Consider the following 25,769-nt stretch of genomic DNA (forward strand, 5'->3'; position numbering starts at 1 on the left):
TTTCTCTACTCCGTTGCCCATAGAAGATGGAGCAACGACATGGCGGCAATTGCCCTGACCATAGCAGGATCCGACAGCGGCGGCGGCGCAGGCATTCAGGCTGACCTGAAGGCAATGTCGGCGTTGGGTGTTTTTGGCGCAAGCGTCGTCACCGCCGTTACCGCGCAGAACACGCAAGCTGTTACCGCGGTGCATGGGATTCCCCTGGATGTGATTTCCGCCCAAATTGACGCGGTTCTGAGCGATCTGGACGTTAAGGCCGTCAAAATCGGCATGCTTGGCACACCTGAGATCATTCATACGGTTGCCAGGGGGCTGGCGGCGTTCCAGGGTCCCGTGGTTCTTGATCCGGTCATGATCGCCAAATCCGGCGACGCTCTGTTGGCGCAAGAGGCGGTCCGGACGCTGCGCGATGTGTTGTTGCCAACGGCGACGGTTCTTACGCCGAATCTGCCTGAGGCGGCGTGCCTGCTGAACATGCCAGCGGCAGAAACGCGCGAGCAGATGGCTGAACAGGGCCGGGCATTGTGTGCCTTGGGTGCGGGTGCAGTCGTGATGAAAGGCGGGCACGGGTCAGGTGATATCTGCCACGATTTGCTGATCGATTCGTCGGGTGCCATGGCCGAGTTTCAGGCCCCGCGTCAGGATACGAAAAACACCCATGGGACAGGATGCACCCTGTCGTCATCCATCACTGCCGGTTTGGCCAATGGGCTGACCCTGAGGGACGCGGTTGCGCAGGCGCATGACTATCTGCAAGGGGCCATCGCGCGCGCGGATGAGCTGAATGTCGGCGCTGGGCACGGCCCGGTGCATCATTTCCACCGGGTTTGGCCCACGTGACGCTTTGGTCTGTCATAGGGGCAGGGGTTGCCGGTCTTGCCGTTGCCAGCGAACTGGTGTCGCGCGGTGCGAAGGTGCAGATATACGACCCCGGCGGGCCACCGGGCCCGCATGGGTGTTCGTGGTGGGCCGGGGGAATGCTGGCGCCGTGGTGCGAATATGAAAACGCAGAAGAACCGGTGCTGCGCCTGGGTCAGACGGCGATCGAATGGTGGGCTCAACGCACCAAGGTGATCCAGCGGGGAACGCTTGTTGTCGCAAGCGCCCGCGATGTACCGGACCTGCGCCGCTTCGCGCGTCGGACAAAAGAGTTCACCAAGGTCGAACGGGCAGAAATAACGGAATTAGAGCCTGATCTGGCAGGGTTTGGCCAGGGCCTGTTTTTCGAACGCGAAGCCCATGTCGATCCGCGTCAGGCGCTGCGCGATCTGTATCGTCAACTGCAAACTCAGGGCGTGGAGTTCCACCGGAAACTGGCCCCCGCTCAGTTGGAGAATGCCATTGACTGCCGTGGTCTTCACGCGCGCGAATACCTGCATGACCTGCGCGGCGTGAAGGGCGAGATGCTGGTCATACGATGCCCTGACGTGGAACTGACGCGCCCGGTTCGTTTGCTGCACCCGCGGATGCCGCTTTATATCGTTCCGCGCGGCGACGGCGTCTATATGTTGGGTGCGACCATGATCGAATCCGAGGACAGCAGCCGCATCACCGCCCGTTCGATGCTGGAACTGCTCAGTGCAGCCTATGCCGTGAACCCGGCTTTTGGCGAAGCCGAGGTTTTGGAGATAGGCGTCGATCTGCGCCCCGCCTTCCCTGACAACTTGCCGCGTATCCGGCGTTTGGGTCGGACGATCTATGCCAACGGGCTCTATCGCCACGGATATCTGCTGGCACCGGCGCTGGCGCGGGGTGTTGCGGATCTGGCGCTGCACAACACACATTCGGAGATGGTCGATGAAGATCGTGCTTAACGGCGAGGCGCGCGCGGTACGCGCCGAAACCTTGTTGGAATTGTTGGACGAATGCGGTTTCTCGGGCCGTGTGGCCACCGCCGTGAACGAAGATTTCGTGCCCTCAAGCCTGCGCGTCGCTCACAAGCTGGCCGAAGGTGACCGGGTTGAGGTCGTCGCACCGATGCAGGGGGGCTGAAGATGAAGACGTTTTACGGCACTGAACTGCCCAACCCGTTGATGCTGGGTACGGCGCAATATCCAAGCCCGGCCATTCTGGAGCAGGCGTTTCGCGAAAGCGGTGCAGGCGTTGCCACTGTATCCTTGCGGCGCGAAGCGGGTGCAGGCCAGACCTTTTGGAACATGATCCGTGACCTGGGTGTACGCATCCTACCCAATACCGCCGGTTGCCATACGGTGAAAGAGGCCGTGACGACCGCCCATATGGCCCGCGAAGTGTTTGAGACCCGTTGGATCAAGCTGGAACTCATCGGACATACGGACAGCCTGCAACCAGACGTTTTCCAACTGGTCGAAGCCGCCCGCATTCTGTCCGAGGACGGGTTCGAGGTGTTTCCCTACACCACCGATGACCTGATCGTGGGGGAACGCCTGCTGGAAGCGGGGTGCGAGGTGCTGATGCCCTGGGGCGCACCGATCGGCTCAGGGCAGGGGCTGAACAACGAATACGCCCTGCGTGCGATGCGGGCGGAATTTCCTGACATTCCCCTGGTGGTGGATGCAGGTATCGGTTTGCCCAGCCACGCGGCCCGCGCGATGGAACTGGGTTTTGACGCGGTTCTGCTCAACACCGCTGTGGCCCGTGCCGGAGATCCGGTTCTGATGGCCAGGGCGATGGCGCAGGCAACCCTTGCCGGGCAGTTGGCCTATCAGGCCGACCCGATCGAGCCGCGCGATATGGCTGAGCCCTCTACCCCTGTTGTTGGAAAGGCTTTCCTGTCATGACGCTGGACCGTTTCTATCCGATCTTTGATCACTCGGACTGGCTGCGTCGGATGCTGCCGCTGGGTGTCAAACTGGTGCAGCTGCGCATCAAGGATCAGCCGGATGATGTGGTGCGCGACCAGATTGCCGTCTCACGCGATCTGTGCCGCGACCATGGGGCGGTTCTGGTGATCAATGACTATTGGCAGCAGGCGATCGATCTGGGTTGCGACTGGATTCATCTGGGGCAGGAAGATCTGGACGATGCAGACCTGAAAGCCATTCGAAAAGCGGGTCTGAAACTGGGTGTTTCCACCCATGACGATGATGAGCTTGAGCGTGTACTGGCCATGGATCCCGATTACGTGGCATTGGGACCGGTCTACCCCACCATTCTGAAAAAGATGAAATGGCATCAGCAGGGCCTGCCCCGCGTAACGGAATGGAAGGCGCGGGTTGGTGATATTCCCTTGGTTGGTATCGGCGGCATGAGTGTTGAGCGCGCGGCCGGTGTGCTGGAGGCCGGGGCGGACATTGTCTCGGCGGTCACGGATATCACACTGAACTCCGACCCCGAAGCACGGGTGCGCGCGTGGATCGAGGTCACACGATGAGCCGGTATGCCCGCCAGACGCTTCTGCCCGAAGTTGGGGCACAAGGGCAGGCACGTCTGTCAGAGGCTCGTGTTCTGGTCGTCGGTGCGGGCGGTCTGGCTGCTCCGGCCCTGCCGCTTTTGGCCGGGGCCGGGGTGGGGCAAATGACTATTATGGATGGTGACACCGTCGATCTGTCGAACCTGCACCGTCAAACGTTTTTCTCCGAGGCCGATTGCGGGCAACCCAAGGCGGAAACCGTCGCCGCCCGCTGCCGCGCGCTGAATGGCGAAACTTATGTCATCGGTCTGAATCAGGCTCTGACCAGTGAAAATGCGCCTGGTTCGGTGTCGCAAGCCGATATCATTCTGGATTGCGCTGACAGCTACGCGGCCAGCTACATCCTGTCGGACACGTGTCTGGCGCAGGGCAAGCCTTTGATCAGCGCCTCGGTGCTGGGGCTTTCGGGTTATGTGGGCGGGTTCTGCGGTGGGGGCCCATCCCTGCGCGCTGTCTTTCCCGATGCGCCGGACAGTGGCGCCAGCTGTGCCACTGCCGGGGTTCTGGGCCCTGTGGTTGGCGTGATCGGGGCGATGCAGGCGCAGATGGCGCTTAACGTGATCCTTGGACTTGATCCCTCGCCCCTTGGGCAGTTGGTTCAATATGACGCAAGAACCTTGCGCAGCACCGGGTTTCGCTTTGATGACGCACCCGAACCCGGCAACTGTTTTCGCTTTCTGTCCACAAGCCAGCTGAAGGACACGGATCAGATCATCGAACTGCGCAGTTCGCAGGAAGCCCCTGTTCCCATCCATTCGAACGCGACGCGCGTATCACCGGATAACTTGCACGAAATAGACCCTAACAAGGGAAAAAGGCTGGCTCTGTGCTGTGCCACCGGTTTGCGGGCATGGCGTGCCGCCGAACAGATTCAACCAGATTGGCCGGGCGAGATTGTTCTCGTCGCGGCCTCAACCTCGTGAAGAAAAGGGAAACGCGAGACATGAAAAAGCTGATGACAGCCATCGCCCTTCTGGCCGCCGCGCCGGCATGGGCCGAAGACAAAATGACCGTCCTGCTGGACTGGTTCATCAACCCTGATCATGGTCCCATCATCGTGGCGCAGGAAAACGGCTATTTTGCCGAACAGGGGCTTGAGGTCGAGATCGTTCCGCCCGCCGACCCGTCCGCCCCGCCCCGTTTGGTGGCTGCCGGCCAAGCCGATCTGGCGGTGTCTTACCAGCCGCAATTGCACTTGCAGATTCACGAGGGCCTGCCACTGAAGCGTGTCGGCACATTGGTTGCGACGCCACTGAACTGCCTTCTGGTGCTGGAAGACGGGCCAATCAAGTCGCCGGCCGACCTCAAGGGTAAAAAAATCGGGTTCTCGGTTGCAGGGGTCGAAGAAGCCATCCTTGGCACCGTTCTGGGCAAATATGATGTTGCGCTGGGCGATGTTGAGCTGATCAACGTCAACTTTTCCCTCTCGCCGTCGCTGATGACCGGTCAGGTGGATGCGGTCATTGGCGCATATCGCAACTTCGAGCTGAACCAGATGGATATCGAAGGTCGTCCCGGCACCTGCTTCTATATCGAGGAAGAAGGCGTTCCGTCTTATGACGAACTGATCTATGTCGCCAATCCGGATACGATGGACAAGGACAAGATTGCCCGGTTCCTCGCCGCGACAGAAAAAGCGACTCAATATATCGTCAACAATCCGGAGAAAAGCTGGGAGATCTTTGCGGCCACCTCGCCCGAACTTCAGGACGAGCTGAATGCCCGCGCCTGGGTTGATACACTGCCGCGCTTTGCACTGCGTCCGGCAGGTTTTGATGCCGGTCGTTATGCCCGGTTCGAAACCTTCCTGAACGAAAGCGGGATGATCGACAGCGTCCTTCCGGTCAGTGACATCGCCATCGACGTGACCGCGCAATGAGCAACTATGGCAAAGCCTTCGCGCTGATGCGTGATGCTGCGGCGGGGCCGTGGCGGGACTATACCCGCCACGCCTTCGTAGAGGGCATGAAAGACGGAACGCTGCCACGCGAGGCGTTTCTGCATTATCTGCGGCAGGATTATGTGTTCCTTATCCACTTCAGCCGCGCGTGGGCCCTGGCGGTGGTGAAATCGGAAACGCATGAAGAAATGCTTGCCGCATCGCGAACCGTGAACGGTTTGATCAGCGAAGAGATGAAACTGCATATCGGTATCTGCGCGGCAGAAGGCATCTCGCAGGCAGAGCTGTTTGCCACGCCAGAGCGTCACGAGAATCTGGCCTATACCCGGTTTGTCCTGGAAGCAGGCTACAGCGGAGACCTTCTGGATCTGCTGGCGGCGCTTGTTCCTTGCGTCATGGGATATGGCGAGATCGGTACGCGGCTGTCCGCCGAGGCAACGTCCGGGACATATCGCGGCTGGATCGACACGTATGCCGGTGAAGATTACCAAGGCGCATGTGTGGCGGTCGGCGAGTTGCTGGATCAAGCTCTAACACGACGTATTGGGGCAGATTATCAGAGTTCGCCACGCTGGGATCGACTGTGCCAGACCTTCCGCAAGGCGACAGAGCTTGAGGTTGACTTCTGGCAGATGGGTTTGACGCCATGACCCCTGCGCCCGAACTGACCATCAACGGCACTGCCACAATCGACGGCGCGACCCTGTTTGCGCCGCTGACCCTGACCCTTGGGGCCGGGGCGTGGACGTGCCTGCTGGGCGGTTCGGGCGTGGGAAAAACCACGGTTCTGAGGTTGATTGCGGGGCTCGAGACCGGGGCCGCCTTCGCTGGCCACATCACGGCCAGTGATGGCTTGCCTGTGGCTGAGCGTGTCTCATACATGGCGCAGGATGATCTTCTGTTGCCTTGGGCGACCGTCGCGCAGAATGTCTCGCTGGGCGCGCGTTTGCGTGGTGAAACCGTTGATCTTGATCGACGCGACCGCCTTATAAAACGTATGCGGTTGCAGGATCACATGAACAAGAAGCCCAACGCGTTGTCCGGTGGGCAACGCCAGCGTGTCGCTTTGGCCCGGACCTTGATGGAAGATCGTCCCGTTGTTTTGCTGGACGAACCCTTTTCGGCGCTCGATGCCCGCACCCGCGCTGACATGCAGGATCTGGCCGCCGAAGCTTTGAACGGGCGCACCGTCCTTCTTGTGACCCATGATCCGGCCGAAGCTGCGCGTTTGGGGCAATCCATCGTGGTGATGACGCAGCACGGATTGACGCCCTGCGATCCGCCCCTGGCCCCGGCCCCGCGCCGCGTGGATGATCTGGAGACACTGGAAACCCAGGGTGCCTTGCTGCGTCTTCTCCGCGAGGGCGCGCCATGAGGTATTTTTCTGCATTGGCCGCAACTTTGTTTGCCTTGCTGATTTGGCAGGGCATCGTGACCCTGACCGGATTGCCTAAGTTCATCCTGCCCGGACCCGCCGTCGTGGCCGAAACTTGGTGGCAGAACCGCTGGGTGATCGCCGAGCACACCTGGATCACCGCGATCGAAGTGGTGATCGGTATGGCGTGCGGGACGCTGCTGGGTGTCGTCACTGCGTTGCAACTGGCGAATTCGCGGGCGGCGCGGGTGCTGGTGCAGCCGATGCTCGTGTTCACGCAGGCTCTGCCGGTTTTCGCATTGGCACCGTTGCTGACGCTGTGGCTGGGCTATGGGCTCTGGTCCAAGGTCGCCATGGCGGTGCTGATCATCTATTTCCCCATCACCTCGTCTTTCTTCGACGGGCTGATGCGCACCCCTTCGGGATATCTGGATCTGGCCCGAACGATGCAGGCCAGCAAGCGCGCCGTATTGTGGCATATCCGCATTCCGGCGGCGCTGCCCTCGCTGGCTTCGGGGATGCGGTTGGCGGCGGTGTATGCCCCGATCGGAGCGGTGATCGGTGAATGGGTCGGCTCGTCGCAGGGGTTGGGATACCTGATGCTGCTGGCCAATGGGCGTGCCAAGACCGATCTCATGTTTGCCGCGATGCTGACGCTGGGTGTGTTCTCGATCCTTCTGCACATGGTTGTCCGTCGGGCCACGGCACGCATGGCGGGCGAGATGCATTAACCAATCAGAAACCGATTCTGGGTGAGGGTGAGCCCATGACACAGGACGCCTTTGCCGAAGCCCCGATGCTGTTTGATACGGACGAAGCGCCGGCGCAGCCGCTGCCCTCTGGTCGGCTACCCTCCTACATAAAAGACCACCGCAAGCGGCTGCGCGAACGGTTCATGACCGGCGGGTCGGCGGCGATGCCGGATTACGAACTGCTGGAGCTGGTTCTGTTCCGGTCCATTCCCCGGCAGGATGTGAAGCCACTGGCGCGGGCGTTGATGGACACTTTTGGTGATTTCAATCGTGTCCTGACCGCGCCCGAGGAACGACTGCGCCAGATCAAGGGCGTTGGCGATACCGTGGTTACCGACCTGAAAATTCTTGAGGCCTGCGCCCATCGGATGGCCCGCGCCCGGGTGATGCAGCGGCATGTGATCTCGGGCTGGGATGCACTGCTGGATTATTGCCACACCACCATGGCACATCGTGAGATCGAACAGTTTCGCGTGTTCTATCTGGACCGCAAGAACGTAATGATCGCGGATGAGGAACAGGCCAAGGGCACCGTGGATCACGTGCCGGTTTACCCGCGCGAGGTTGCCAAACGAGCGCTGGAACTGAATGCCTCGGCCCTGATTCTGGTGCACAACCACCCGTCGGGTGATCCGACGCCCTCGCAGTCGGATATCGACATGACAAACCGTATTCAGGATGCCTGTTCGGCGTTGGGCCTGACCCTTCACGACCACCTGATCATTGGAAAATCGACTGAGTTGAGCTTTCGCTCCGAAGGGTATCTGTGACCTTCACTGCACCCAGATTTCAACCCGGCGGTTGACCTTGCGGCCCCATTCGGTGTCGTCACAGGCCATCGGCATTGCTTCGCCAAACCCTTCCGCGACCACCTCGATACTGTCTGATATCGATGTCTCGGCCGCAGCCAATACCGCGTTTCGTACGGTCTGTGCACGCCGCAGGGCAATGCGGGCGTTGGTGGCGGCCCCGCCATCCCCGTCGCTGAAGCCGGCAAACACCAGCTTGCGTGCCTTCAGTGTTCCGGCGTCAAGCATATGTGCCAGTTGCTGAATATTGGAGCGTGACTGCGCATCCGGACGGGATGATCCGGGCTCGAACCGAACCGACAGGGACAGGCGCGACAGCGGGCGCAGGGTTTCGATCATGCGCTGAAGCTCGTCCAGCCCAACTTCGGGCCCTCCGGTGGCGATGGCATTGGCAAGCCGGTCGCCTTGTACGCCAACCGGCAAGGTTTCGGGCGATTGATCCACGTAACCTGCGTCACGAATGGCCATCTGAGCCCCGGGGCTTAGACTAAAGGCCAGAAACTGCCGTGCGATCCGCGGCAGGCGGCGTTCGGGCAGATACAGGAACATCGGCAGATTCAGCGGATAATCTTCGGTCTTGATCGATTGACGGGTTGCGGCAAGCGGATGCCCACACCCTCCGGTCAACGGCAGGGCACGGGTATCGCCGGCTGTCGCCTTGCTGGCGATTCCGATGGAAAACGGGTCTTTGGCCACGGCCTTGGTCAGGTCGCTTGTTCGAGTGTGACGAATTGCGGTATCGGTCAGTTCCACACCAGCGGTCTTCAATACCTGATCCTCGACAGCCTGCGCCAGCCCCGAACCCGGATCCGGCACATGCAAGGCGATCGGAGCATCCGGCCCGCCCAGGTCCACCCAGTTCTTCACTTCACCTGACAGAATGCGCGCCAAATCGGCCAGCGAAATCTGACGCATCACACTATCGGGCGCCACCACCGGAACCATGGCGTCCAATGCAACAACCCTGGATCGCCGGGCCCGTTTCAAATCACCCAGCCCCGCGGCTTCGGCTGCATCCCGCTCTGCTTCGCGTACTTCGCGCAGGGCCATCACGATATCTGTCTGGTCTTCGATCAGCTTGGCGAATCCACGATCCGTGGTCCCAACGTCAAAGTAGAACCGCGCCAACGGGGCGTCACGGCCTGACTGAAAAAGTTCATAGACGAAGGTGTCCGAATCCACGCGGGCAGGCGTTGCGGTCAGATCTTCCTGCCGCGCAAACCCGATGATCAGGGCGGGCAGGACCGTTTCGGCCATGACAGACGATCCGGAAAACCACAACTCGGCTACGAAATCCGTCAGGCTGGGGCACGCAGGTCCGTCGCAGGTGACGCCCGAGCCATCAACGGTCAACTCACCGAACTGCGTATCGACACGGTAGAATTCGCCGTCAAAGCCCAGCAGGTTGCCTGTTACTTCGACCTTGCCGTCATGAGACGTCAGCGTGATGTCCTGCGCCATTGCACAGGTCGCACCTGCAACGGTAAACAGCGCGGTCACAGCCGCACGAAAGAAAGTCATAAGAGAGTCGAGCCTGCCTGCGGATTACTTTGCCGCAATTGTCAGGTCTGAGAGCAGATTATTCAACACCAGAAACTCACCGGCCTGCGAACAATCCGGAAGGGTCAGGGACATGTCGCGCGACCGCAGGCGGCTATCTGACAGAAGTTCCAGCGCCTGCACATTCAGCGTTTGCCCGCAGTTGGCTTCGGTTACTTCGGCTTCGACCGTCAGGTCGATGGTGCCGGACCGGCCCGACGCGCCTGTCGGAAAGGAATAGACTTCGATATTTTTGGCACTGCCCAGACCCGTCTGGCCCAGGCGCAGAACCTCTCCTGCGCCATTTGCCGAGGACTCATCCCACACATGGCCGCTGCTGCCATAGCTTGCCCCGAATTCCAGCGCGTGAATCTGCAACTCGGTATCACCCTGCCATTGCAGGACGACGCGGTCATATTCGGCAATGTCGGTCACGTGAGTGGTGGCGACCGTACCGGTTTCATCTTCGAATGAAATCAGGAAAATCGCGTATTCCGACAGTGCCGGGATGGTCATGCCCAAGGCACCGTAATCGTCAGTGTTCTGGCTGACCGTCAGGCCGCTGTGATGAATTTCAACGCGTTCGTTTCGGTGGCAGGGTGCCCGCAGCGACAGCTGTGCCATTGCGCCGGGGACGGCGACGGCGCGCGCGCTGATGTTGCAATCCGTCGTTTTCGGGGCTGACGGCACCGCGCGGGGTTCGGGCGCTGCCGCCCCGGAATCTGCGTCAGACGCCGGAGCCGAAGTCAGTACGATAGCATCCAACCCCGACAAAACCGAAGATTGCTGAGATGCCGAGGCAACATCAACACTATCCCCCGCGTTCGCCGGCTGCGCGGTTGGTCCGTTTTGCATCAGGTAGCCTATGCCTAAAGCACAAGCGACCGTGCCGCACATGGTCACGTAGTTTCGAACTACAAACAAGACACCCTCCCCAGTTGAAGGAGCAAATCGCACATTCGCCACGAATCGCGGCCAATTTGTGGCCGCGAGACGAACACATTGTGGATTCGGCGGGTGACGTTAGGTCAGTCGGCCATGGCAGTGTTTGAACTTCTTGCCCGAGCCACACGGGCACGGATCATTTCGCGACGGGTTCCCCCAGGTCGATGGATCGCTTTCGTCGAACCCGGGAAGCGCATCGCCCGAGGCCGCAGCCTCTGCCTTGGCTTCGGCCTGTTTCGCGGCCTTGTCCACGGCCTCCTGCGCCTGCGCCTGCTGCCCTGCCATCTGCGCCAGCATTTCTTTCTGTTCTTCTTCGGTCAGCGGACGTACGCGTGACAATTGCTGTGTCACGGTTTCGCGCAGGGAATCCAGCATGCTTTCGAACAGCTGGAAGCTTTCGTTCTTGTATTCGTTCAGCGGATCGCGCTGGGCATATCCGCGGAACCCAACGACCGAGCGCAGATGTTCCAGGGTCAGCAGATGCTCGCGCCATTTGCTGTCGATGGTCTGAAGCAGAACCTGCTTTTCGATGTTGCGCATGTTTTCAGGGCCAAAGGCGACGGCCTTCTGCGCCATCATCTCATCCGCAGCCTTGATCAGACGTTCGCGCACCTGCTCGTCATCCACGCCTTCTTCGGCGGCCCAGTCCTGAACCGGGGCGTCCATGTTCAGCTTGTCCTTTATCGCCTCGTGCAGGCCCTCGGTATCCCACTGATCCGCATAGGATTTCGGCGGCATGTATTCGTCAATCAGGTCGTCAATCACCTGTTCGCGCATATCCGAGACGATCTCGGACAGGTCGTTCGCAGACATGATCTCGCGGCGCTGGCTGAAGATCACCTTCCGCTGGTCGTTCATCACGTCGTCGAACTTCAGAACGTTCTTGCGCATGTCAAAGTTGCGGCCTTCGACCTTGGATTGCGCGCGTTCCAGCGACTTGTTCACCCAGGGGTGGATGATCGCTTCGCCTTCCTTCATGCCCAGCGTGGTCAATACCTTGTCCAGCCGTTCCGAGCCGAAGATGCGCATCAGGTCATCCTCGAGGCTCAGGTAAAACACCGTTCGGCCCGGATCGCCCTGACGGCCGGAACGACCGCGCAGCTGGTTGTCGATTCGACGGCTTTCGTGGCGTTCGGATGCCATGACGTAAAGGCCGCCAGCAGCCAGAACCTTTTCTTTTTCCTCGGCGTGGCGTGCTTCTTCGGCGGCCCGCAGTTCAGACGGATCCGCGTCTGGATTCTCGGCAATCGCTTTCATCACCTTCATATCTACATTGCCGCCAAGCTGAATGTCGGTGCCGCGACCGGCCATGTTGGTGGCGATGGTTACTGCACCCAGACGACCGGCATCAGCAACGATCTGTGCCTCTTGTTCGTGCTGGCGGGCGTTCAGAACGTTGTGCTTGATACCTTCCTTGGTCAGCATCTGGCTGAGCAGTTCGGATTTTTCGATCGACGTGGTCCCCAGCAGAACCGGCTGGCCCTTTTCCTGCGCCTTTTTCGTCTCGGCGATCATCGCGTTGTATTTTTCGGCGGCCGTACGATAGACCTGATCATCTTCGTCGATACGGGCAATCGGCAGATTGGTCGGAACTTCGACCACGCCCAGACCGTAGATCTCGGCGAATTCTTCGGCTTCGGTCAGCGCGGTGCCGGTCATGCCGCTCAGTTTGTCATACAGGCGGAAATAGTTCTGGAATGTCACGCTGGCCAATGTGACGTTTTCCGGCTGGATCTGAACCTTTTCCTTGGCTTCGATCGCCTGATGCAGACCTTCGGACAGGCGACGGCCCGGCATCATGCGGCCGGTGAATTCATCGATCAGAACAACGTTGCCGTCGCGCACGATGTAATCCTTGTCGCGCTGGAACAGCTTGTGTGCACGCAGCGCCTGATTGACGTGATGCACGACGGTGGTGCTTTCCGGATCATACAGGGAATGGCCTTCGGGAATCAGGCCGGCCTGAAGCAACTGTGCCTCAAGAAATTCGTTGCCTTCATCGGTGAAGGTCACATTGCGCGATTTTTCGTCCAGGGTGTAATGATCTTCGCTCAGCGTCGGGATCAGGGCATCAATCGCGGTGTACAGGTCAGACCGGTCCTGCGCAGGACCCGAGATGATCAGCGGCGTCCGCGCTTCATCGATCAGGATCGAGTCGACCTCGTCCACGATCGCAAAGTTGTGATGTTTCTGGTAAACCTGCTCCAGATCCGCCTTCATGTTGTCGCGCAGATAGTCGAAGCCCAGCTCATTGTTGGTGGCATAAGTGATGTCACAGGAATACGCGGCCAGTTTTTCCGCATCGGGCTGGCCGGACCAGATCACGCCGGTGGTCATGCCCACGGCAGCAAAAACCTTGCCCATCCATTCCGCGTCTCGCTTGGCCAGGTATTCGTTCACCGTGACGACGTGCACGCCTTTGCCGGTCAGTGCGTTCAGATAAGCCGGGAAGGTGGCGACCAGAGTCTTGCCTTCGCCCGTCTTCATTTCCGCGATGTTGCCCTGATGCAGGAAAATGCCGCCCATCAGCTGCACGTCAAAGGCCCGCAGGCCAAGTGCGCGCTTGGCGCCTTCGCGTACGTTGGCAAAGGCCTCGGGCAGCAGGTCGTCCAGGCTTTCGCCATCCAGTGCGCGCTTGCGCAGGTCTTCGGTCTTGTCGATCAGATCTTGATCTGAAAGCTTTTCAAACTCTGGTTCCAGCGCATTGATCTTTTCGACCAGAGGGCGGGTCGCCTTGATCTTGCGGTCGTTCGGTGTTCCGAACACCTTTTTGGCGAGCGTTCCGAGTCCCAGCATGTTCACTCCAGAGGATCTGTTCTTTTCGTGGTTGCGACAGGCTTGCCCACCTTGCGCGCAACCCATAGATACGGGGGGTGAAAGGCGGCCCTGTCCAAGGCTTCAAAGCGATGTAAGCGGCAGGTTCCAGAGTGTCAACGCCGCGCCCTGTCGCGGCAAGAAAATAGGATGATTCAATGCCCAAAGGTCTCACTTTTCTGCCATCGCTGGCCCTGGCCGCCGTGATGGCCCTGCCGCTGGCCGCCGAAAACCAGCCGGATGCGTCGACCGTTGTCGCTCGGGTAAACGGGGATGAGATCACATTGGGTCACGTGATCGCCACCGTCGCTTCTCTGCCACCGCAATATCAGCAGGCGGAAGACGACGTGCTGTTCGACTTCGTTCTGGAACAGCTGATCCAGCAGCAATTGCTGGGACAGCAACAGGATGGCCTGAACAAGCGGAACGCGCTGACACTCGACAATGAAAAGCGGTCGCTTCAGGCGGTTCAGACGGTCGCGGCCCTGACCAGCGATGTTGTTACCGACGAAGCCATTCAGGCCGCTTACGATGCGCGTTTCAATGAATTTGCGGGTGAAGACGAATTCGACGCCAGCCATATTCTGGTGGAATCGGAAGAAGAAGCCAAAGCGCTCAAGGCACAGCTTGATGATGGTGCCGATTTTGCGGAACTCGCCCGCGAGAACTCGACCGGTCCGTCCGGCCCGAATGGTGGCGCGCTGGGATGGTTCGGAAAAGGCCAGATGGTACCCGAATTCGAGGCGGCAGTGATCGCGCTGGAAAAAGGGCAGGTGTCGGATCCGGTGCAAACTCAATTTGGCTGGCATCTGGTCAAGCTGAATGACAAGCGCAAAACCGAAGCCCCCGAACTGGACGCGGTGCGCGATGAGCTGGCGCAATCCATTCAGCAAGAGGCCATTCAGGCGCGGATCGACGAGTTGACCCAGCAGGCACAGATCGAACGCCCCGCGCTGGAAGGCGCAGGCCCCGAGATCATGCGCCAGCTGGACCTGATTCAGGAGTAAAGACCCGTGGCCACGATCACAAAGGTTTCGCCGCTGGCGCCCGCGTCTTTCCCTGAACTGCCTGCGATTGACGGTGTGCGTTTTGCCACCGTCGAAGCGGGTGTGCGCTATCAGGGCCGCACGGATGTCATGCTGGCTGTTCTTGATCCGGGCACGTCGGTGGCGGGCGTCTTCACCCGCTCGGCCACCCGTGCGGCACCGGTTCTGGATTGTCAGGAGAAAATCGGCGGCCCCAGCGACGGACCCGCGGCGATCCTTGTGAACTCGGGCAACGCCAACGCCTTTACCGGGCATTACGGCCAGACATCGGTTGCCGAGGTGACGCAGGCCGTTTCCAAAGCGACCGGTGTCCCGGTCGAGCGGGTCTTTACCTCATCCACCGGAGTCATCGGTGAACCGCTGCCGCATGATCGCATCATCTCGCAGCTCGAGGCGTTGAAATCCGGCCTCAGCCGCCATGCAATCGAAGACGCCGCGCAGGCGATCATGACGACGGACACGTTCCCGAAAGGGGCGAGCGCACAGGTCGAAATCGGCGGCAAAACAGTCTCTATTGCAGGGATTGCGAAGGGGTCTGGCATGATCGCGCCAGACATGGCGACGATGCTGGTCTATATCTTCACCGACGCTCAGGTCGAGCAATCCGCGTTGCAGGAAATGCTGAGCGCCCAGACAGACCGCACCTTCAACTGCATCACTGTGGACAGCGACACTTCGACCTCCGACAGCCTTCTTCTCTGCGCGACCGGAGCCTCGGGCGTCGATGCCACCGGAAACGCCGCTTTCGCAGAGGCGCTTGAAACGGTGATGCTGGACCTCGCGCAACAAGTGGTGCGCGACGGCGAAGGTGCCACCAAATTCGTGGAAATCCGCGTGACCGGTGCCGCTTCGGATTCGGATGCCAAGGTGCATGGTCTGTCCATCGCCAACTCGCCCTTGGTCAAGACCGCGATCGCGGGCGAGGACCCGAACTGGGGCCGCATTGTCATGGCCATCGGCAAATCCGGCGCCGCCGCCGACCGTGACCTGCTGAGCATTTCCTTCGGAGATATCCTGGTGGCGGAAAAAGGCTGGGTCAGCCCGGATTATCGCGAGGAAGACGCCGCCGCCTATATGAAAGGTCAGGACCTCGTGATTGCGGTCGATCTGGGGCTGGGCGAGGGGAAATCCACCGTCTGGACCTGCGATCTGACTCACGGGTATATCGAGATCAACGCGGATTATCGCTCGTGAAGACCTTACTGGTATCTGCTGTCGCCCTGATCGACATCGAGGGCCGCGTGTTGCTGGCCCAACGCCCCGAAGGCAAATCCATGGCAGGGCTGTGGGAATTCCCCGGCGGCAAGATCGAGCCGGGCGAAACCCCCGAGGCCGCCCTGATCCGCGAATTGCACGAGGAACTGGGCATCGACACCTGGGCATCCTGCCTTGCGCCGCTGACCTTCGCCAGCCACAGCTATGACGATTTCCACCTGCTGATGCCACTGTTTGCCTGCCGCAAATGGGAGGGCATCCCGCAGTCGAAAGAGGGTCAGGCGCTGAAATGGGTGCGGGCGAATGACTTGCGCAACTACCCGATGCCAGCGGCGGATGTGCCACTGATCCCGATTTTGCGGGATTGGTTGTAACAATTCGTAAGATTCCGGAAAACATCACGAAAAAGTTGACGCTGATCTTTCTCCTTGTCCTTAATCGGGGCAGCGGCGCGCGGGTCTGACCCGGCGGTGCCGTTCCGGCCCAAACTCGGGCCGGATGGGGAGGAGAGATAGAATTGGCTCAGACGCAGTCGGGCGCCGAGGGGATGCACTCCCTTCCGGCGCTGCTACATCGCAATGCGACGCAGTTCGGGGATGCCCCGGCTTACCGCGAAAAGGAATTCGGGATCTGGCAATGCTGGACCTGGGCGGAAACGGCCGCCGAGATCCGCGCGTTGGCGCTGGGATTTCTGGAGCTTGGCGTTGAAAAGGGTGACCACATCGCCGTGATTGGGCGCAACCGTCCGGCACATTACTGGTCAATGGTTGCGGCGCAGATGGTCGGTGCTGTTCCGGTTCCTCTCTATCAGGACGCGGTTGCCGAAGAGATGGCCTATGTGCTGGAACACTGCGGCGCGAAATATGTCGTCTGCGGCGATCAGGAGCAGGTCGACAAGGTCATCGAGATTCAGGAAAACCTGCATCAGGTCAAACACATCCTCTATACCGACAAGCGGGGGATGCGGAAATACGATCACAGCCAGATGAATGCCCTTGATGACATCAAGGCCGAGGGCAGCGCCGGTCATGCGCGTTTCGACGCCGAACTGGACAGGCGCATCGGTGAGATCACCTATGACGACACCTGCGTGATGCTTTATACCTCGGGCACCACGGGCAAGCCCAAGGGCGTGGTGCTGTCGAACCGCAACGTGATCGAAAGCGCCAGGAATTCGGCCGAATTTGATCATCTGACCCGGAATGAAGACATCCTGTCCTATCTGCCGATGGCCTGGGTTGGTGATTTCATCTTTTCCATCGGTCAGGCTTACTGGTGCGGTTTCTGCGTGAACTGCCCCGAAAGCGCAGACACGATGATGACCGACCTGCGCGAGATCGGGCCGACCTATTTCTTCGCCCCGCCGCGGGTCTTCGAGACCCAGCTGACCAATGTGATGATCCGCATGCAGGATGCCAGCGCGCTCAAGCAGCGGATGTTCAACTTTTTCATGGACCACGCCAAGAAGGTGGGCGGGCGCATCCTGGATGGCCAACCCGTCGGCTTCATGGACCGCCTGAAATACGCGATCGGCAACATCCTGGTCTATGGGCCGCTCAAGGATACGCTGGGCTATGGCCGGATCCGCGTGGGTTACACCGCGGGCGAGGCGATCGGGCCCGAGATCTTCGAGTTCTACCGCTCGCTGGGGATCAACCTCAAACAGCTCTATGGCCAGACCGAGGCGACCGTGTTCATCACCGTCCAGCCCGACGGCGAGGTGCGCGCCGACACCGTTGGCGTCCCGGCCCCGGATGTCGAGCTGAAGATCGCCGACAATGGCGAGATCTACTATCGCTCGCCCGGCGTGTTCGTCGAGTATTACAAGAACCCGGACTCGACCGCATCAACCAAGGACCCCGAGGGTTGGGTGGCCACGGGCGACGCGGGGTTCATCGAGGAACGCTCGGGTCATCTGCGGATCATCGACCGCGCCAAGGACGTGGGCAAGATGGCAGACGGGTCGATGTTCGCGCCGAAATATGTCGAGAACAAGCTGAAGTTCTATCCGGATATTCTGGAGGCGGTGCTGTTCGGCAATGGCAAGGATCGCTGCGTGGCCTTCATCAATATCGATCTGACCGCGGTCGGCAACTGGGCCGAGCGCAACAACGTGGCCTATGCCTCGTATCAGGAACTGGCGGGACATCCGCGCGTGTTAGAGACGATCAAGGCCCATGTGGAAGAGGTGAACAAGTCGGTTGCCGCTGACGAGATGCTGTCGGGCTGTCAGGTGCACCGCTTTGTGGTTCTGCACAAGGAACTGGATGCCGACGATGGCGAGATGACCCGGACCCGAAAGGTGCGGCGCGGGTTTGTCGAGGACAAGTTCAGCGACATCATTGCCGCGCTTTATGACGGGTCCAAGACGGTTTCGACCACGACCGAGGTGACCTATGAGGATGGGCGCAAGGGGTCGATCTCGGCGACGCTGGAAATCGTCGATGCGCCGGTTGTTCCCGTCGCCCAACACAAGGTTGCCGCAGAATGAGTTTCATTTTGCCAATCTTGATTGTCGGTCTGTCGATGGGTGTTGGTGCCGGAGCGGTCGTCTATTTTTCCGAGCGAGTTTCGAACGCTTATTCCTACGTTTTCAGCGGGTTCATCGGCCTAATCGTGGGTATTCTGAGCGCCCTTGCCTATCCCGCGAAGGCTTTCGATGGCGGCGCAATCTACGCGTATGTCGGAGCGGGTGTGCTTAGCTGCCTTTTCCTGAACCGTATTGTGAAGTGGGCGAATGATGCTGGATAATTCCGAAGGATATGTCACCGAAGACGGTCGCAAGATCGGCGGTGTGGTGATGGAAATGAAGAACATCACCCTGCGCTTTGGTGGTGTGGTTGCGATCAAGGATATCTCGTTCGACATTCGGGAAGGCGAGATCCGCGCCATCATCGGGCCGAACGGTGCCGGAAAATCCTCGATGCTGAACGTGATCTCGGGCTTCTACGTCCCTCAGGAAGGCGAGGTCTGGTTCCATGGGTCCAGGCGACCGCCGATGCGGCCCTTTGAGGTGGCGCAGCAGGGCATTGCCCGGACGTTCCAGAATATTGCTTTGTTCGAAGGGATGAGCGTTCTGGACAACGTGATGACCGGGCGGCTGGGGTACATGAAGACCAATATCTTTCAGCAGGCACTGTGGAAGGGCAAGGCCGAGAAGGAAGAGACAGAAAACCGTGAAGCTGTCGAGAAGATCATCGACTTCCTTGAAATTCAGCACATCCGCAAGACGCCGGTGTCGCGCTTGCCCTATGGCCTGAAAAAGCGCGTCGAACTGGCCCGCGCGCTGGCGGCGGAGCCCAAGCTGTTGCTGCTGGACGAGCCGATGGCGGGCATGAACGTCGAAGAGAAAGAGGACATGAGCCGCTTTATCCTCGACGTGAATGACGAATTTGGCACCACCATCGCCCTGATCGAACACGACATGGGCGTTGTGATGGATCTGAGCGACCGGGTGGTCGTGATGGATTACGGCAAGAAGATCGGTGACGGCACGCCTGACGAAGTGCGCAACAACCAAGAGGTTATCGACGCCTATCTGGGGGTCAGCCATGATTAAGCTCTGGGCAGAATTGGGGAGGGGCTGGCATGCCTGAACAACTCGTATTTGCGATGGAGGTCATCCTCAACGGTCTGATGGCCGGGGTGCTCTATGCGCTGGTCGCGCTGGGCTTTGTACTGATCTACAAGGCGTCTGGGATTTTCAATTATGCCCAAGGGGTTATGGCCCTGTTCGCGGCGATGACGCTGGTCGGGATCATGAACGGGCAGGTGCCGTTTGCGCACCTGATCAACGCGACTTTCGGCACCCATATCCACTATTTCGGGTGGAATGTGCCCGCGTTGCTGGCGATCATTCTGACGATGGTTGTGATGGTATTGCTGGCCTGGTGTGTGCAGCGGTTCGTCATGCGACATCTGGTTGGGCAGGAGCCAATCATCCTGTTCATGGCGACCATCGGTCTGGCATATTTCCTGGAAGGCGTCGCCGACCTGATGTGGGGGTCCGAGATAAAGACGCTGGATGTGGGCCTGCCGCAGGGTATCAACCTGTGGATCGATGAGACGACGTTCAACATCTTCGGCTATGGCTTCTTCATCGACAATCTGGACATCGTGGCGACGGTCATCGCGGCGCTTCTGGTGGCGGCGCTGGTCGCGTTCAGCCAATACACAAAGCAGGGCCGCGCGATGCGGGCGGTAGCAGATGACCACCAGGCGGCGCTGTCCGTTGGCATCTCTTTGAACTTCATCTGGGTCATGGTCTGGTCGGTGGCCGGGTTCGTCGCTCTGGTCGCAGGCATCATGTGGGGCACCAAATCGGGCGTGCAGTTTTCACTGTCTCTGATCGCGCTCAAGGCGCTGCCGGTGCTGATGCTGGGCGGGTTCACCTCGATCCCAGGCGCTATCGTGGGCGGCCTGATCATCGGCGTGGGTGAAAAGCTGTTCGAATTCGCAATCGGACCGATGGTCGGTGGCGCAACCGAGAACTGGTTTGCCTATGTGCTGGCGCTGATCTTCCTTGTGTTCCGGCCGCAGGGTCTGTTTGGGGAGAAGATCATTGAAAGGGTTTAGGTTAAAAACACTGTATCCTCTTTTTTGCTCCATTGCGGCTACCGTTTTGATCGCTGGTTTCGCTTCGGCAGGATGCACCGCAATCAGTGAACCGACAGAAAACGCAGGCCTGGAAACGGTCAAGACTCGCATGCAGGAAAGGCGCTTCAATACCGCCTTTGGGTCTTTTGAAATCGAGGATGCGGCCAAGAAAAACTTGGCAGATCAGATTTCGAGTTTGTCCGGTGAGGGGGAACTTAAATGTGTGACCCTAAGACGCGTTCGCCAGAGCGAATACTTCATAAGTGAAGTCGTGATGTTCGAAAGTGATAACACGATATTCTATTTCACGGTCTCAGGCGAAACCGCTTCAGATGAATTCCGGATGATCAATATTTGGGCAACTACGGACTTCGAAAAGATCAGAGGGTTTTTGTACTGATGACCAAGCTGATCGCCATCATCAACGTGATCGCATGGGCGGGGTTCTGGGCCTTTGGCTACATCGCCCTGACCTCGGACGATCTGACCGAAGGCCAACTGACGATTGCAGCGATCCTGGCCTTTGCGGGGCTGATCATGGGGGTTCTGGCCTACCTGAAACTGGTGCGCGCCTCGGAGGCGAGCGGATATGCCAAAGGGTCCAATCAACTGGACGCCGAAGCCCGGAACCGGGCGCAGGAACAATGGGGAAAGTAAGACATGTTCTATCGTGAGGCCGGAGATTTCAAAACCTCCTACGTGGATGACAGCCAGACTTTCCCGATCAAGTTCGATCGGTATCGGTACTATGTCGTCCTTGCCGTAGCGTTCGGGATCATTCCGTTCATCATCAACGACTATTGGGCCAATGCACTTCTGCTGCCTTTCCTGATCTATGCCATTGCGGCAATCGGTTTGAACATTCTGGTGGGGTATTGCGGGCAGGTCAGCCTGGGTACCGGGGGGTTCATGGCCGTTGGGGCCTATGCCTGCTACAAGCTGATGACCGCTTTCCCGGATGTCAGCATGTTTATTCACGTGTTGCTGGCCGGCGGGATAACGGCCATCGTCGGTGTGCTGTTCGGCTTGCCATCCTTGCGGATCAAGGGGTTCTACCTTGCGGTGGCGACGCTGGCGGCGCAGTTCTTTCTGGTCTGGCTGTTCAACCGGGTGCCGTGGTTCTACAACTATTCGGCCTCGGGGCAGATCAACGCGCCGGAACGGGATGTGTTCGGCATCATCATCACTGGTCCGAATGCATCGGCCTGGGCCACCTATCTGTTCTGTCTGATTTTCCTGACCTTCTGCGCCATCGTTGCACGCAACTTGACGCGCGGTACGACAGGGCGGACATGGATGGCGATCCGAGACATGGACATCGCCGCCGAGATCATCGGGGTGAACCCGCTCAAGGCGAAACTGACCGCCTTTGCCGTAAGCTCGTTCTTCGTGGGCATCGCGGGCGCGCTGTTCTTCGCGGTCTATCTGGGCGCGGTCGAGGTTGGCGAGGTGTTCGGCATCCAGAAATCGTTCCTGGTGCTGTTCATGGTCATTATCGGCGGATTAGGGTCTATTTTCGGATCCTTTGCCGGAGCCGCCTTCCTGGTGTTGCTGCCGGTTGTTCTGAAACTTGTCGGCGTCGATTTGCTGGGCTGGCCCACTGACATCGTCGCGCACCTCAACCTGGTGATCGTGGGTGCGCTGATCATCATGTTCCTGATCCTCGAGCCACACGGGCTGGCGCAGCTGTGGCGTGTGGCGAAAGAGAAACTCAGACTCTGGCCGTTCCCGCACTAAGGGGCAGGCCCAAGGAAAAGACGGGTGCGAAGCCCGAAACTCAACATCGGATCAATCAAGGGAGGACACACCCGATGAACAAGAAACTGGCAACCCTGGCGCTGGGCGCCGTGATGGCCGCAGGTCCGGTCATGGCCGACCTGGTGTTCCCATCGCTCAGCTACCGGACTGGCCCATACGCAGCGGGCGGTATTCCGTTCGCGGATGGCTATGCAGACTATTTCACCCTGCTGAACGAACGCGATGGCGGTATCGGTGGCGTTCCGGCCAAGGTTATCGAGTGCGAAACCGGCTATAACACCGAAAAAGGTGTGGAATGTTATGAATCCACCAAGGGTGAAGGCGCGCTGGTCTATCAGCCTCTGTCAACCGGCATCACCTATCAGCTGATCCCGAAAGTAACGGCAGACGGTATCCCGCTTCACACGATGGGTTATGGCCGGACCTCGGCTGCCAACGGCAAGGTGTTCAGCCATGTGTTCAACTACCCGGCCAACTATTGGAACGGTGCATCCGGCGCGATCAACCATCTGCTGGATGAAAATGGCGGAGATCTGAGCGGCAAGAAGATTGCGCTGGTCTATCACAACTCTGCCTACGGCAAAGAGCCGATCCGTACGCTTGAAACCCTGGCCGAAAAGCATGGCTATGAACTGACCCTGCTGCCCGTTGACCATCCCGGTCAGGAGCAAAAGTCGCAGTGGTTGCAGATCCGCCGTGAAAAGCCTGACTATGTCATCATGTGGGGCTGGGGCGTCATGAACCAGGTTGCGGTTCAGGAAGCCGCCAACATCCGCTTCCCGATGGAAAACTTCATCGGTGTCTGGTGGTCGGGCGCGGAATTCGACGTTGAGCCGGCAGGTGAAAAAGCCAATGGCTATAAGGCGTTGACCTTCACCGGCCTAGGTATGGACTATCCGGTCTATGACGATCTGAAGAAGTACGTTGTGGATGCGGGCAAAGCCGCGGGCGCAGGTGATCAGCTGGGAACGGTTCAGTACAACCGCGGTCTGTATGCCGCGATGCTGGCCGCCGAAGCCGTGAAGACCGCGCAGGAGATGCACGGAACCGCCGACATCGACGCATCGATGATGCGTGACGGAATGGAAGCGCTGGAGATCACCAATGCCAAGATGGAAGGTCTGGGCATGGCAGGTTTTGGACCCGAATTCTCGGTAAGCTGTGAAAACCATGGCGGCCCCGGCCTTGTGGGCGTCGTTCAGTGGGATGCGGCAGCAGGAACCTGGAACCCGGTTCAGGATTTCAAACCGACCGATGTCGAGGTGATCAGTGCGCTGATCGAAGAAGACTCGGGCGCATATGCGGCTGAAAACAACATCACACCGCGTTGTGAATGATAAACCCATCGCCCCGGACATTCCGGGGCGGTGCAGACAACCGGAGCGGCGGTTTGCCGCCGCTCCTCACGAACAGTCCCGAAGGGGACAGGCATGAGGACACGCGCTGATGCTGGATGCGGCACAAACCACTGACGTGCAGGCGGAAACCCTGCTTGAGGTCAACAATATCGAAGTGATCTACAACCATGTGATCCTCGTGCTGAAGGGCGTAAGCCTGACTGTGCCCAAGGGCGGTATCACGGCCTTGCTGGGGGGCAATGGCGCGGGCAAGACGACCACGCTCAAGGCAGTGTCGAACCTGCTGCATTCGGAACGCGGCGAGGTCACGAAAGGCACGATCAAGTATCGTGGCCAGAACGTACACGAAAGCGACCCCGCCGTTTTGGTGGAAAAAGGCGTGATTCAGGTGATGGAAGGCCGTCATTGTTTCGAACACCTGACGGTCGAAGAAAACCTGCTGACGGGTGCCTATACCCGCAAGGACGGCAGCGTGGCGATCCAGCGGGATCTGGAACTGGTCTACAATTACTTTCCCCGCCTGAAAGAACGCCGCCGCTCGCAGGCCGGCTATACGTCGGGTGGAGAGCAGCAGATGGTTGCCATGGGCCGGGCATTGATGTCGCGCCCCGAGACGATCCTACTGGACGAACCTTCGATGGGGCTCGCGCCGCAGTTGGTCGAAGAGATTTTCGGCATCGTGAAGGACCTCAACGAGAAAGAGGGCGTGTCCTTCCTGTTGGCCGAGCAGAACACAAACGTCGCCCTGCGGTTTGCGCATTACGGGTACATTCTGGAATCCGGGCGCGTTGTGATGGATGGCCCGGCCGCCGAACTGCGCGAGAACCCGGATGTCAAGGAATTCTACCTTGGTATGTCTGACGAAGGCCGCAAAAGCTTTCGCGACGTGCGGTCCTATCGCCGCCGCAAGAGGTGGCTGTGAGCGGATGGAGGATATGGCGATGACCTTTTTCGACGCACTCGAAACACGCTCGGCGGACGAACGCGCTTCGGATCAGGCCGCAGCGCTGGTAGAGCAGATCAAGCGTGCGGCATCGGCCCCCGGGTTTGCTGCACATTTTTCTGAATCAGACACTAACAAGGTGGTTTCGGCAGACGATTTGCCGATGTTGCCGGTGCTGCGCAAATCGGACCTGATCCGCGCGCAGGCAGAGCGCCCCCCTTTTGGCGGGTTCACCGTGAAGCCCGCGCGCCACTTCCATCACGTGTTCCAGTCCCCCGGGCCGATCTATGAACCGGGCAGCACTGACCGCGATTGGTGGCGCATGGGCCGGTTCCTGCATGCCGCTGGTGTTGCAGCTGGTGATATCGTCCAGAACTGCTTTGGCTATCACCTGACACCGGCAGGCATGATCTTTGAAAACGGTGCCCGCGCTGTTGGTGCTGCCGTTCTGCCGGCGGGAACCGGGCAGACCGAATTGCAGGTGACAGCCGCGCGTGACGTTGGTTGCACCGCCTATGCGGGCACCCCTGATTATCTGAAAGTCATCCTGGACAAGGCCGACGAGATGGGCGTTTCGCTGAATTTCTCCAAGGCCGCCGTTGGTGGTGGTGCTCTGTTCCCGTCCCTGCGTCAGGAATATGCGGATCGCGGTATTTCGTGCCTGCAATGCTATGCGACGGCGGATCTGGGTAACATCGCCTATGAAAGCGCTGCGATGGAGGGTATGATCATCGACGAACACGTGATCGTCGAAATCGTGACGCCCGGAACCGGTACACCGGTAGCACCGGGCGAAGTGGGCGAGGTTGTCGTGACCTCTCTCAACCCGGATTACCCGTTGATCCGCTTTGCGACCGGAGATCTTTCGGCCGTCATGCCGGGTGTCTCACCCTGTGGCCGGACCAATACCCGGATCAAAGGCTGGATGGGGCGCGCCGACCAGACCACCAAGATCAAGGGGATGTTCGTACGCCCGGAACAGGTAGCGGCCCTGGTCGACAAACACGAGGAAATCGTCAAAGCCCGCGTTATCGCAGCCCGTCAGGGTGAGATGGACACGATGACAGTCCGGATTGAAAGCCCGCGCGGTGACGACCCGGCATACGCCAAGTCGGTGGCCGAGGTGTTGAAGCTGAAGGGCGCGATCGAGGTCGTGGCCCCCGGATCCCTTCCCCGGGACGGGGTGGTGATCGAGGATCAGCGCGTCTACGAATAATGGCCTTTTTCAAGTCTGCGGCAGTTTGCGCCGCAGATTTGTTGACCGATGCACTGGTGTTTCCGAGCTTTTTGGTCGATTAAAGGCGGACCCTTCGCCTTTGCCAATC

General features: G+C 59.5%; 27 protein-coding genes. 24 read left to right on the plus strand and 3 right to left on the minus strand.

Translation table 11 applies throughout. The features are described from left to right. Nucleotides 1-39: 39 nt before the first annotated feature. Genes thiD through radC form a run of 11 tightly spaced genes read left to right on the plus strand, consistent with a single transcriptional unit; the run spans nucleotide 40 to nucleotide 8,191 of the window. A complete protein-coding gene (gene thiD / locus AC2FF8_RS12340) occupies nucleotides 40-843 on the plus strand; it encodes a bifunctional hydroxymethylpyrimidine kinase/phosphomethylpyrimidine kinase (protein WP_496879827.1) in 804 nt (267 codons plus the stop codon). Continuing rightward, nucleotides 840-1,817 (plus strand): glycine oxidase ThiO, encoded by a 978-nt coding sequence (gene thiO, locus AC2FF8_RS12345; protein WP_170345791.1) that lies wholly within the window; start codon nucleotides 840-842, stop codon nucleotides 1,815-1,817. Before thiD ends, thiO begins: the two co-directional genes overlap by 4 nt. Then, nucleotides 1,801-1,995, plus strand: a complete 195-nt coding sequence (gene thiS / locus AC2FF8_RS12350) for a sulfur carrier protein ThiS (RefSeq protein WP_496879828.1) — start codon at nucleotides 1,801-1,803, stop codon at nucleotides 1,993-1,995. Before thiO ends, thiS begins: the two co-directional genes overlap by 17 nt. A gap of 2 nt (nucleotides 1,996-1,997) precedes the next feature. After that, nucleotides 1,998-2,762, plus strand: coding sequence for a thiazole synthase (locus AC2FF8_RS12355; RefSeq protein ID WP_496879829.1), 765 nt, complete (start codon nucleotides 1,998-2,000; stop codon nucleotides 2,760-2,762). Further along, nucleotides 2,759-3,355, plus strand: a complete 597-nt coding sequence (locus AC2FF8_RS12360; protein ID WP_496879830.1) for a thiamine phosphate synthase — start codon at nucleotides 2,759-2,761, stop codon at nucleotides 3,353-3,355. The genes AC2FF8_RS12355 and AC2FF8_RS12360 overlap by 4 nt, the downstream gene beginning before the upstream one ends. Next, complete coding sequence (locus AC2FF8_RS12365) at nucleotides 3,352-4,317, plus strand: HesA/MoeB/ThiF family protein (protein ID WP_496879831.1); 966 nt, start codon at nucleotides 3,352-3,354, stop codon at nucleotides 4,315-4,317. Before AC2FF8_RS12360 ends, AC2FF8_RS12365 begins: the two co-directional genes overlap by 4 nt. A 20-nt stretch (nucleotides 4,318-4,337) precedes the next feature. Next, the gene (locus AC2FF8_RS12370) at nucleotides 4,338-5,273 is read left to right on the plus strand and encodes an ABC transporter substrate-binding protein (RefSeq protein WP_170345786.1); all 936 of its coding nucleotides are present in this window, start codon (nucleotides 4,338-4,340) and stop codon (nucleotides 5,271-5,273) included. Further along, nucleotides 5,270-5,944 carry a thiaminase II gene (gene tenA / locus AC2FF8_RS12375; RefSeq protein ID WP_496879832.1) on the plus strand — a complete coding sequence of 225 codons (675 nt, stop codon included), beginning with the start codon at nucleotides 5,270-5,272 and terminating at the stop codon, nucleotides 5,942-5,944. The genes AC2FF8_RS12370 and tenA overlap by 4 nt, the downstream gene beginning before the upstream one ends. Further along, on the plus strand, nucleotides 5,941-6,669 hold the full coding sequence (locus AC2FF8_RS12380; protein ID WP_496879833.1) for an ABC transporter ATP-binding protein: 729 nt from the start codon (nucleotides 5,941-5,943) through the stop codon (nucleotides 6,667-6,669). The genes tenA and AC2FF8_RS12380 overlap by 4 nt, the downstream gene beginning before the upstream one ends. Next, nucleotides 6,666-7,400, plus strand: coding sequence for an ABC transporter permease (locus tag AC2FF8_RS12385; protein WP_425079435.1), 735 nt, complete (start codon nucleotides 6,666-6,668; stop codon nucleotides 7,398-7,400). Before AC2FF8_RS12380 ends, AC2FF8_RS12385 begins: the two co-directional genes overlap by 4 nt. 35 nt (nucleotides 7,401-7,435) lie before the next feature. Next, entirely contained in the window at nucleotides 7,436-8,191 is a 756-nt protein-coding gene (radC, locus tag AC2FF8_RS12390) for a RadC family protein (protein WP_152459563.1), read from the plus strand. Between the two features lie 3 nt (nucleotides 8,192-8,194). On the opposite strand, the gene AC2FF8_RS12395 is transcribed toward radC, so the two are convergent. The 3 genes from AC2FF8_RS12395 to secA all read right to left on the minus strand — a co-directional run bounded on the left by AC2FF8_RS12395 (nucleotide 8,195) and on the right by secA (nucleotide 13,510). Then, nucleotides 8,195-9,751 carry a phosphate ABC transporter substrate-binding/OmpA family protein gene (locus AC2FF8_RS12395; protein WP_496879834.1) on the minus strand — a complete coding sequence of 519 codons (1,557 nt, stop codon included), beginning with the start codon at nucleotides 9,749-9,751 and terminating at the stop codon, nucleotides 8,195-8,197. A 24-nt stretch (nucleotides 9,752-9,775) separates the two neighbouring features. Next, nucleotides 9,776-10,693 (minus strand): hypothetical protein, encoded by a 918-nt coding sequence (locus tag AC2FF8_RS12400; protein ID WP_425079432.1) that lies wholly within the window; start codon nucleotides 10,691-10,693, stop codon nucleotides 9,776-9,778. A gap of 99 nt (nucleotides 10,694-10,792) precedes the next feature. Beyond that, complete coding sequence (gene secA, locus AC2FF8_RS12405; protein ID WP_496879835.1) at nucleotides 10,793-13,510, minus strand: preprotein translocase subunit SecA; 2,718 nt, start codon at nucleotides 13,508-13,510, stop codon at nucleotides 10,793-10,795. Nucleotides 13,511-13,686: 176 nt separating this feature from the next. Here secA and AC2FF8_RS12410 point away from each other — a divergent pair, with 176 nt between their 5' ends. The 13 genes from AC2FF8_RS12410 (at nucleotide 13,687) to AC2FF8_RS12470 (ending at nucleotide 25,660) form a co-directional block, all read left to right on the plus strand. After that, nucleotides 13,687-14,535 (plus strand): peptidylprolyl isomerase, encoded by an 849-nt coding sequence (locus AC2FF8_RS12410; RefSeq protein ID WP_170345779.1) that lies wholly within the window; start codon nucleotides 13,687-13,689, stop codon nucleotides 14,533-14,535. 6 nt (nucleotides 14,536-14,541) lie between these two features. Further along, nucleotides 14,542-15,768: a bifunctional glutamate N-acetyltransferase/amino-acid acetyltransferase ArgJ gene (gene argJ / locus AC2FF8_RS12415; protein ID WP_496879836.1), complete on the plus strand. Its 1,227-nt coding sequence runs from the start codon at nucleotides 14,542-14,544 to the stop codon at nucleotides 15,766-15,768. Next, nucleotides 15,765-16,163: an 8-oxo-dGTP diphosphatase MutT gene (gene mutT / locus AC2FF8_RS12420; protein WP_058275090.1), complete on the plus strand. Its 399-nt coding sequence runs from the start codon at nucleotides 15,765-15,767 to the stop codon at nucleotides 16,161-16,163. The genes argJ and mutT overlap by 4 nt, the downstream gene beginning before the upstream one ends. 173 nt (nucleotides 16,164-16,336) lie before the next feature. Then, a complete protein-coding gene (locus AC2FF8_RS12425; protein ID WP_496873244.1) occupies nucleotides 16,337-18,280 on the plus strand; it encodes an AMP-binding protein in 1,944 nt (647 codons plus the stop codon). Then, nucleotides 18,277-18,540, plus strand: a complete 264-nt coding sequence (locus AC2FF8_RS12430) for a hypothetical protein (RefSeq protein ID WP_496879837.1) — start codon at nucleotides 18,277-18,279, stop codon at nucleotides 18,538-18,540. The genes AC2FF8_RS12425 and AC2FF8_RS12430 overlap by 4 nt, the downstream gene beginning before the upstream one ends. Further along, a complete protein-coding gene (locus AC2FF8_RS12435; RefSeq protein WP_496879838.1) occupies nucleotides 18,530-19,348 on the plus strand; it encodes an ABC transporter ATP-binding protein in 819 nt (272 codons plus the stop codon). Before AC2FF8_RS12430 ends, AC2FF8_RS12435 begins: the two co-directional genes overlap by 11 nt. 29 nt (nucleotides 19,349-19,377) lie before the next feature. Continuing rightward, entirely contained in the window at nucleotides 19,378-20,364 is a 987-nt protein-coding gene (locus AC2FF8_RS12440; RefSeq protein ID WP_496879839.1) for a branched-chain amino acid ABC transporter permease, read from the plus strand. Beyond that, nucleotides 20,351-20,785: a hypothetical protein gene (locus AC2FF8_RS12445; RefSeq protein WP_425079426.1), complete on the plus strand. Its 435-nt coding sequence runs from the start codon at nucleotides 20,351-20,353 to the stop codon at nucleotides 20,783-20,785. Before AC2FF8_RS12440 ends, AC2FF8_RS12445 begins: the two co-directional genes overlap by 14 nt. Further along, the gene (locus AC2FF8_RS12450) at nucleotides 20,785-21,042 is read left to right on the plus strand and encodes a hypothetical protein (protein WP_170345775.1); all 258 of its coding nucleotides are present in this window, start codon (nucleotides 20,785-20,787) and stop codon (nucleotides 21,040-21,042) included. Before AC2FF8_RS12445 ends, AC2FF8_RS12450 begins: the two co-directional genes overlap by 1 nt. 3 nt (nucleotides 21,043-21,045) lie before the next feature. Then, on the plus strand, nucleotides 21,046-22,122 hold the full coding sequence (locus tag AC2FF8_RS12455) for a branched-chain amino acid ABC transporter permease (RefSeq protein ID WP_257599762.1): 1,077 nt from the start codon (nucleotides 21,046-21,048) through the stop codon (nucleotides 22,120-22,122). Between the two features lie 74 nt (nucleotides 22,123-22,196). Further along, nucleotides 22,197-23,480: an ABC transporter substrate-binding protein gene (locus tag AC2FF8_RS12460; RefSeq protein WP_257599763.1), complete on the plus strand. Its 1,284-nt coding sequence runs from the start codon at nucleotides 22,197-22,199 to the stop codon at nucleotides 23,478-23,480. Nucleotides 23,481-23,589: 109 nt separating this feature from the next. Beyond that, nucleotides 23,590-24,423: an ABC transporter ATP-binding protein gene (locus AC2FF8_RS12465; RefSeq protein ID WP_496879840.1), complete on the plus strand. Its 834-nt coding sequence runs from the start codon at nucleotides 23,590-23,592 to the stop codon at nucleotides 24,421-24,423. Between the two features lie 19 nt (nucleotides 24,424-24,442). Further along, nucleotides 24,443-25,660 carry a phenylacetate--CoA ligase family protein gene (locus tag AC2FF8_RS12470; RefSeq protein WP_170345772.1) on the plus strand — a complete coding sequence of 406 codons (1,218 nt, stop codon included), beginning with the start codon at nucleotides 24,443-24,445 and terminating at the stop codon, nucleotides 25,658-25,660. Nucleotides 25,661-25,769: the final 109 nt, after the last annotated feature.

Source organism: Ruegeria sp. YTSA144, assembly GCF_059610125.1.

Bases quoted from the DNA above. Each gene is read 5' to 3' on its own strand.
- AC2FF8_RS12365 (WP_496879831.1), top strand. From the start codon at position 3,352: ATGAGCCGGTATGCCCGCCAGACGCTTCTGCCCGAAGTTGGGGCACAA.
- AC2FF8_RS12380 (WP_496879833.1), top strand. From the start codon at position 5,941: ATGACCCCTGCGCCCGAACTGACCATCAACGGCACTGCCACAATCGAC.
- radC (WP_152459563.1), top strand. From the start codon at position 7,436: ATGACACAGGACGCCTTTGCCGAAGCCCCGATGCTGTTTGATACGGAC.
- AC2FF8_RS12385 (WP_425079435.1), top strand. From the start codon at position 6,666: ATGAGGTATTTTTCTGCATTGGCCGCAACTTTGTTTGCCTTGCTGATT.
- AC2FF8_RS12440 (WP_496879839.1), top strand. From the start codon at position 19,378: ATGCCTGAACAACTCGTATTTGCGATGGAGGTCATCCTCAACGGTCTG.
- thiD (WP_496879827.1), top strand. From the start codon at position 40: ATGGCGGCAATTGCCCTGACCATAGCAGGATCCGACAGCGGCGGCGGC.
- AC2FF8_RS12425 (WP_496873244.1), top strand. From the start codon at position 16,337: ATGCACTCCCTTCCGGCGCTGCTACATCGCAATGCGACGCAGTTCGGG.
- AC2FF8_RS12465 (WP_496879840.1), top strand. From the start codon at position 23,590: ATGCTGGATGCGGCACAAACCACTGACGTGCAGGCGGAAACCCTGCTT.
- AC2FF8_RS12355 (WP_496879829.1), top strand. From the start codon at position 1,998: ATGAAGACGTTTTACGGCACTGAACTGCCCAACCCGTTGATGCTGGGT.
- AC2FF8_RS12410 (WP_170345779.1), top strand. From the start codon at position 13,687: ATGCCCAAAGGTCTCACTTTTCTGCCATCGCTGGCCCTGGCCGCCGTG.
- AC2FF8_RS12360 (WP_496879830.1), top strand. From the start codon at position 2,759: ATGACGCTGGACCGTTTCTATCCGATCTTTGATCACTCGGACTGGCTG.
- AC2FF8_RS12435 (WP_496879838.1), top strand. From the start codon at position 18,530: ATGCTGGATAATTCCGAAGGATATGTCACCGAAGACGGTCGCAAGATC.
- AC2FF8_RS12370 (WP_170345786.1), top strand. From the start codon at position 4,338: ATGAAAAAGCTGATGACAGCCATCGCCCTTCTGGCCGCCGCGCCGGCA.
- tenA (WP_496879832.1), top strand. From the start codon at position 5,270: ATGAGCAACTATGGCAAAGCCTTCGCGCTGATGCGTGATGCTGCGGCG.
- AC2FF8_RS12430 (WP_496879837.1), top strand. From the start codon at position 18,277: ATGAGTTTCATTTTGCCAATCTTGATTGTCGGTCTGTCGATGGGTGTT.
- thiS (WP_496879828.1), top strand. From the start codon at position 1,801: ATGAAGATCGTGCTTAACGGCGAGGCGCGCGCGGTACGCGCCGAAACC.
- AC2FF8_RS12455 (WP_257599762.1), top strand. From the start codon at position 21,046: ATGTTCTATCGTGAGGCCGGAGATTTCAAAACCTCCTACGTGGATGAC.
- AC2FF8_RS12460 (WP_257599763.1), top strand. From the start codon at position 22,197: ATGAACAAGAAACTGGCAACCCTGGCGCTGGGCGCCGTGATGGCCGCA.
- AC2FF8_RS12395 (WP_496879834.1), bottom strand. From the start codon at position 9,751: ATGACTTTCTTTCGTGCGGCTGTGACCGCGCTGTTTACCGTTGCAGGT.
- secA (WP_496879835.1), bottom strand. From the start codon at position 13,510: ATGCTGGGACTCGGAACGCTCGCCAAAAAGGTGTTCGGAACACCGAAC.
- AC2FF8_RS12470 (WP_170345772.1), top strand. From the start codon at position 24,443: ATGACCTTTTTCGACGCACTCGAAACACGCTCGGCGGACGAACGCGCT.
- AC2FF8_RS12450 (WP_170345775.1), top strand. From the start codon at position 20,785: ATGACCAAGCTGATCGCCATCATCAACGTGATCGCATGGGCGGGGTTC.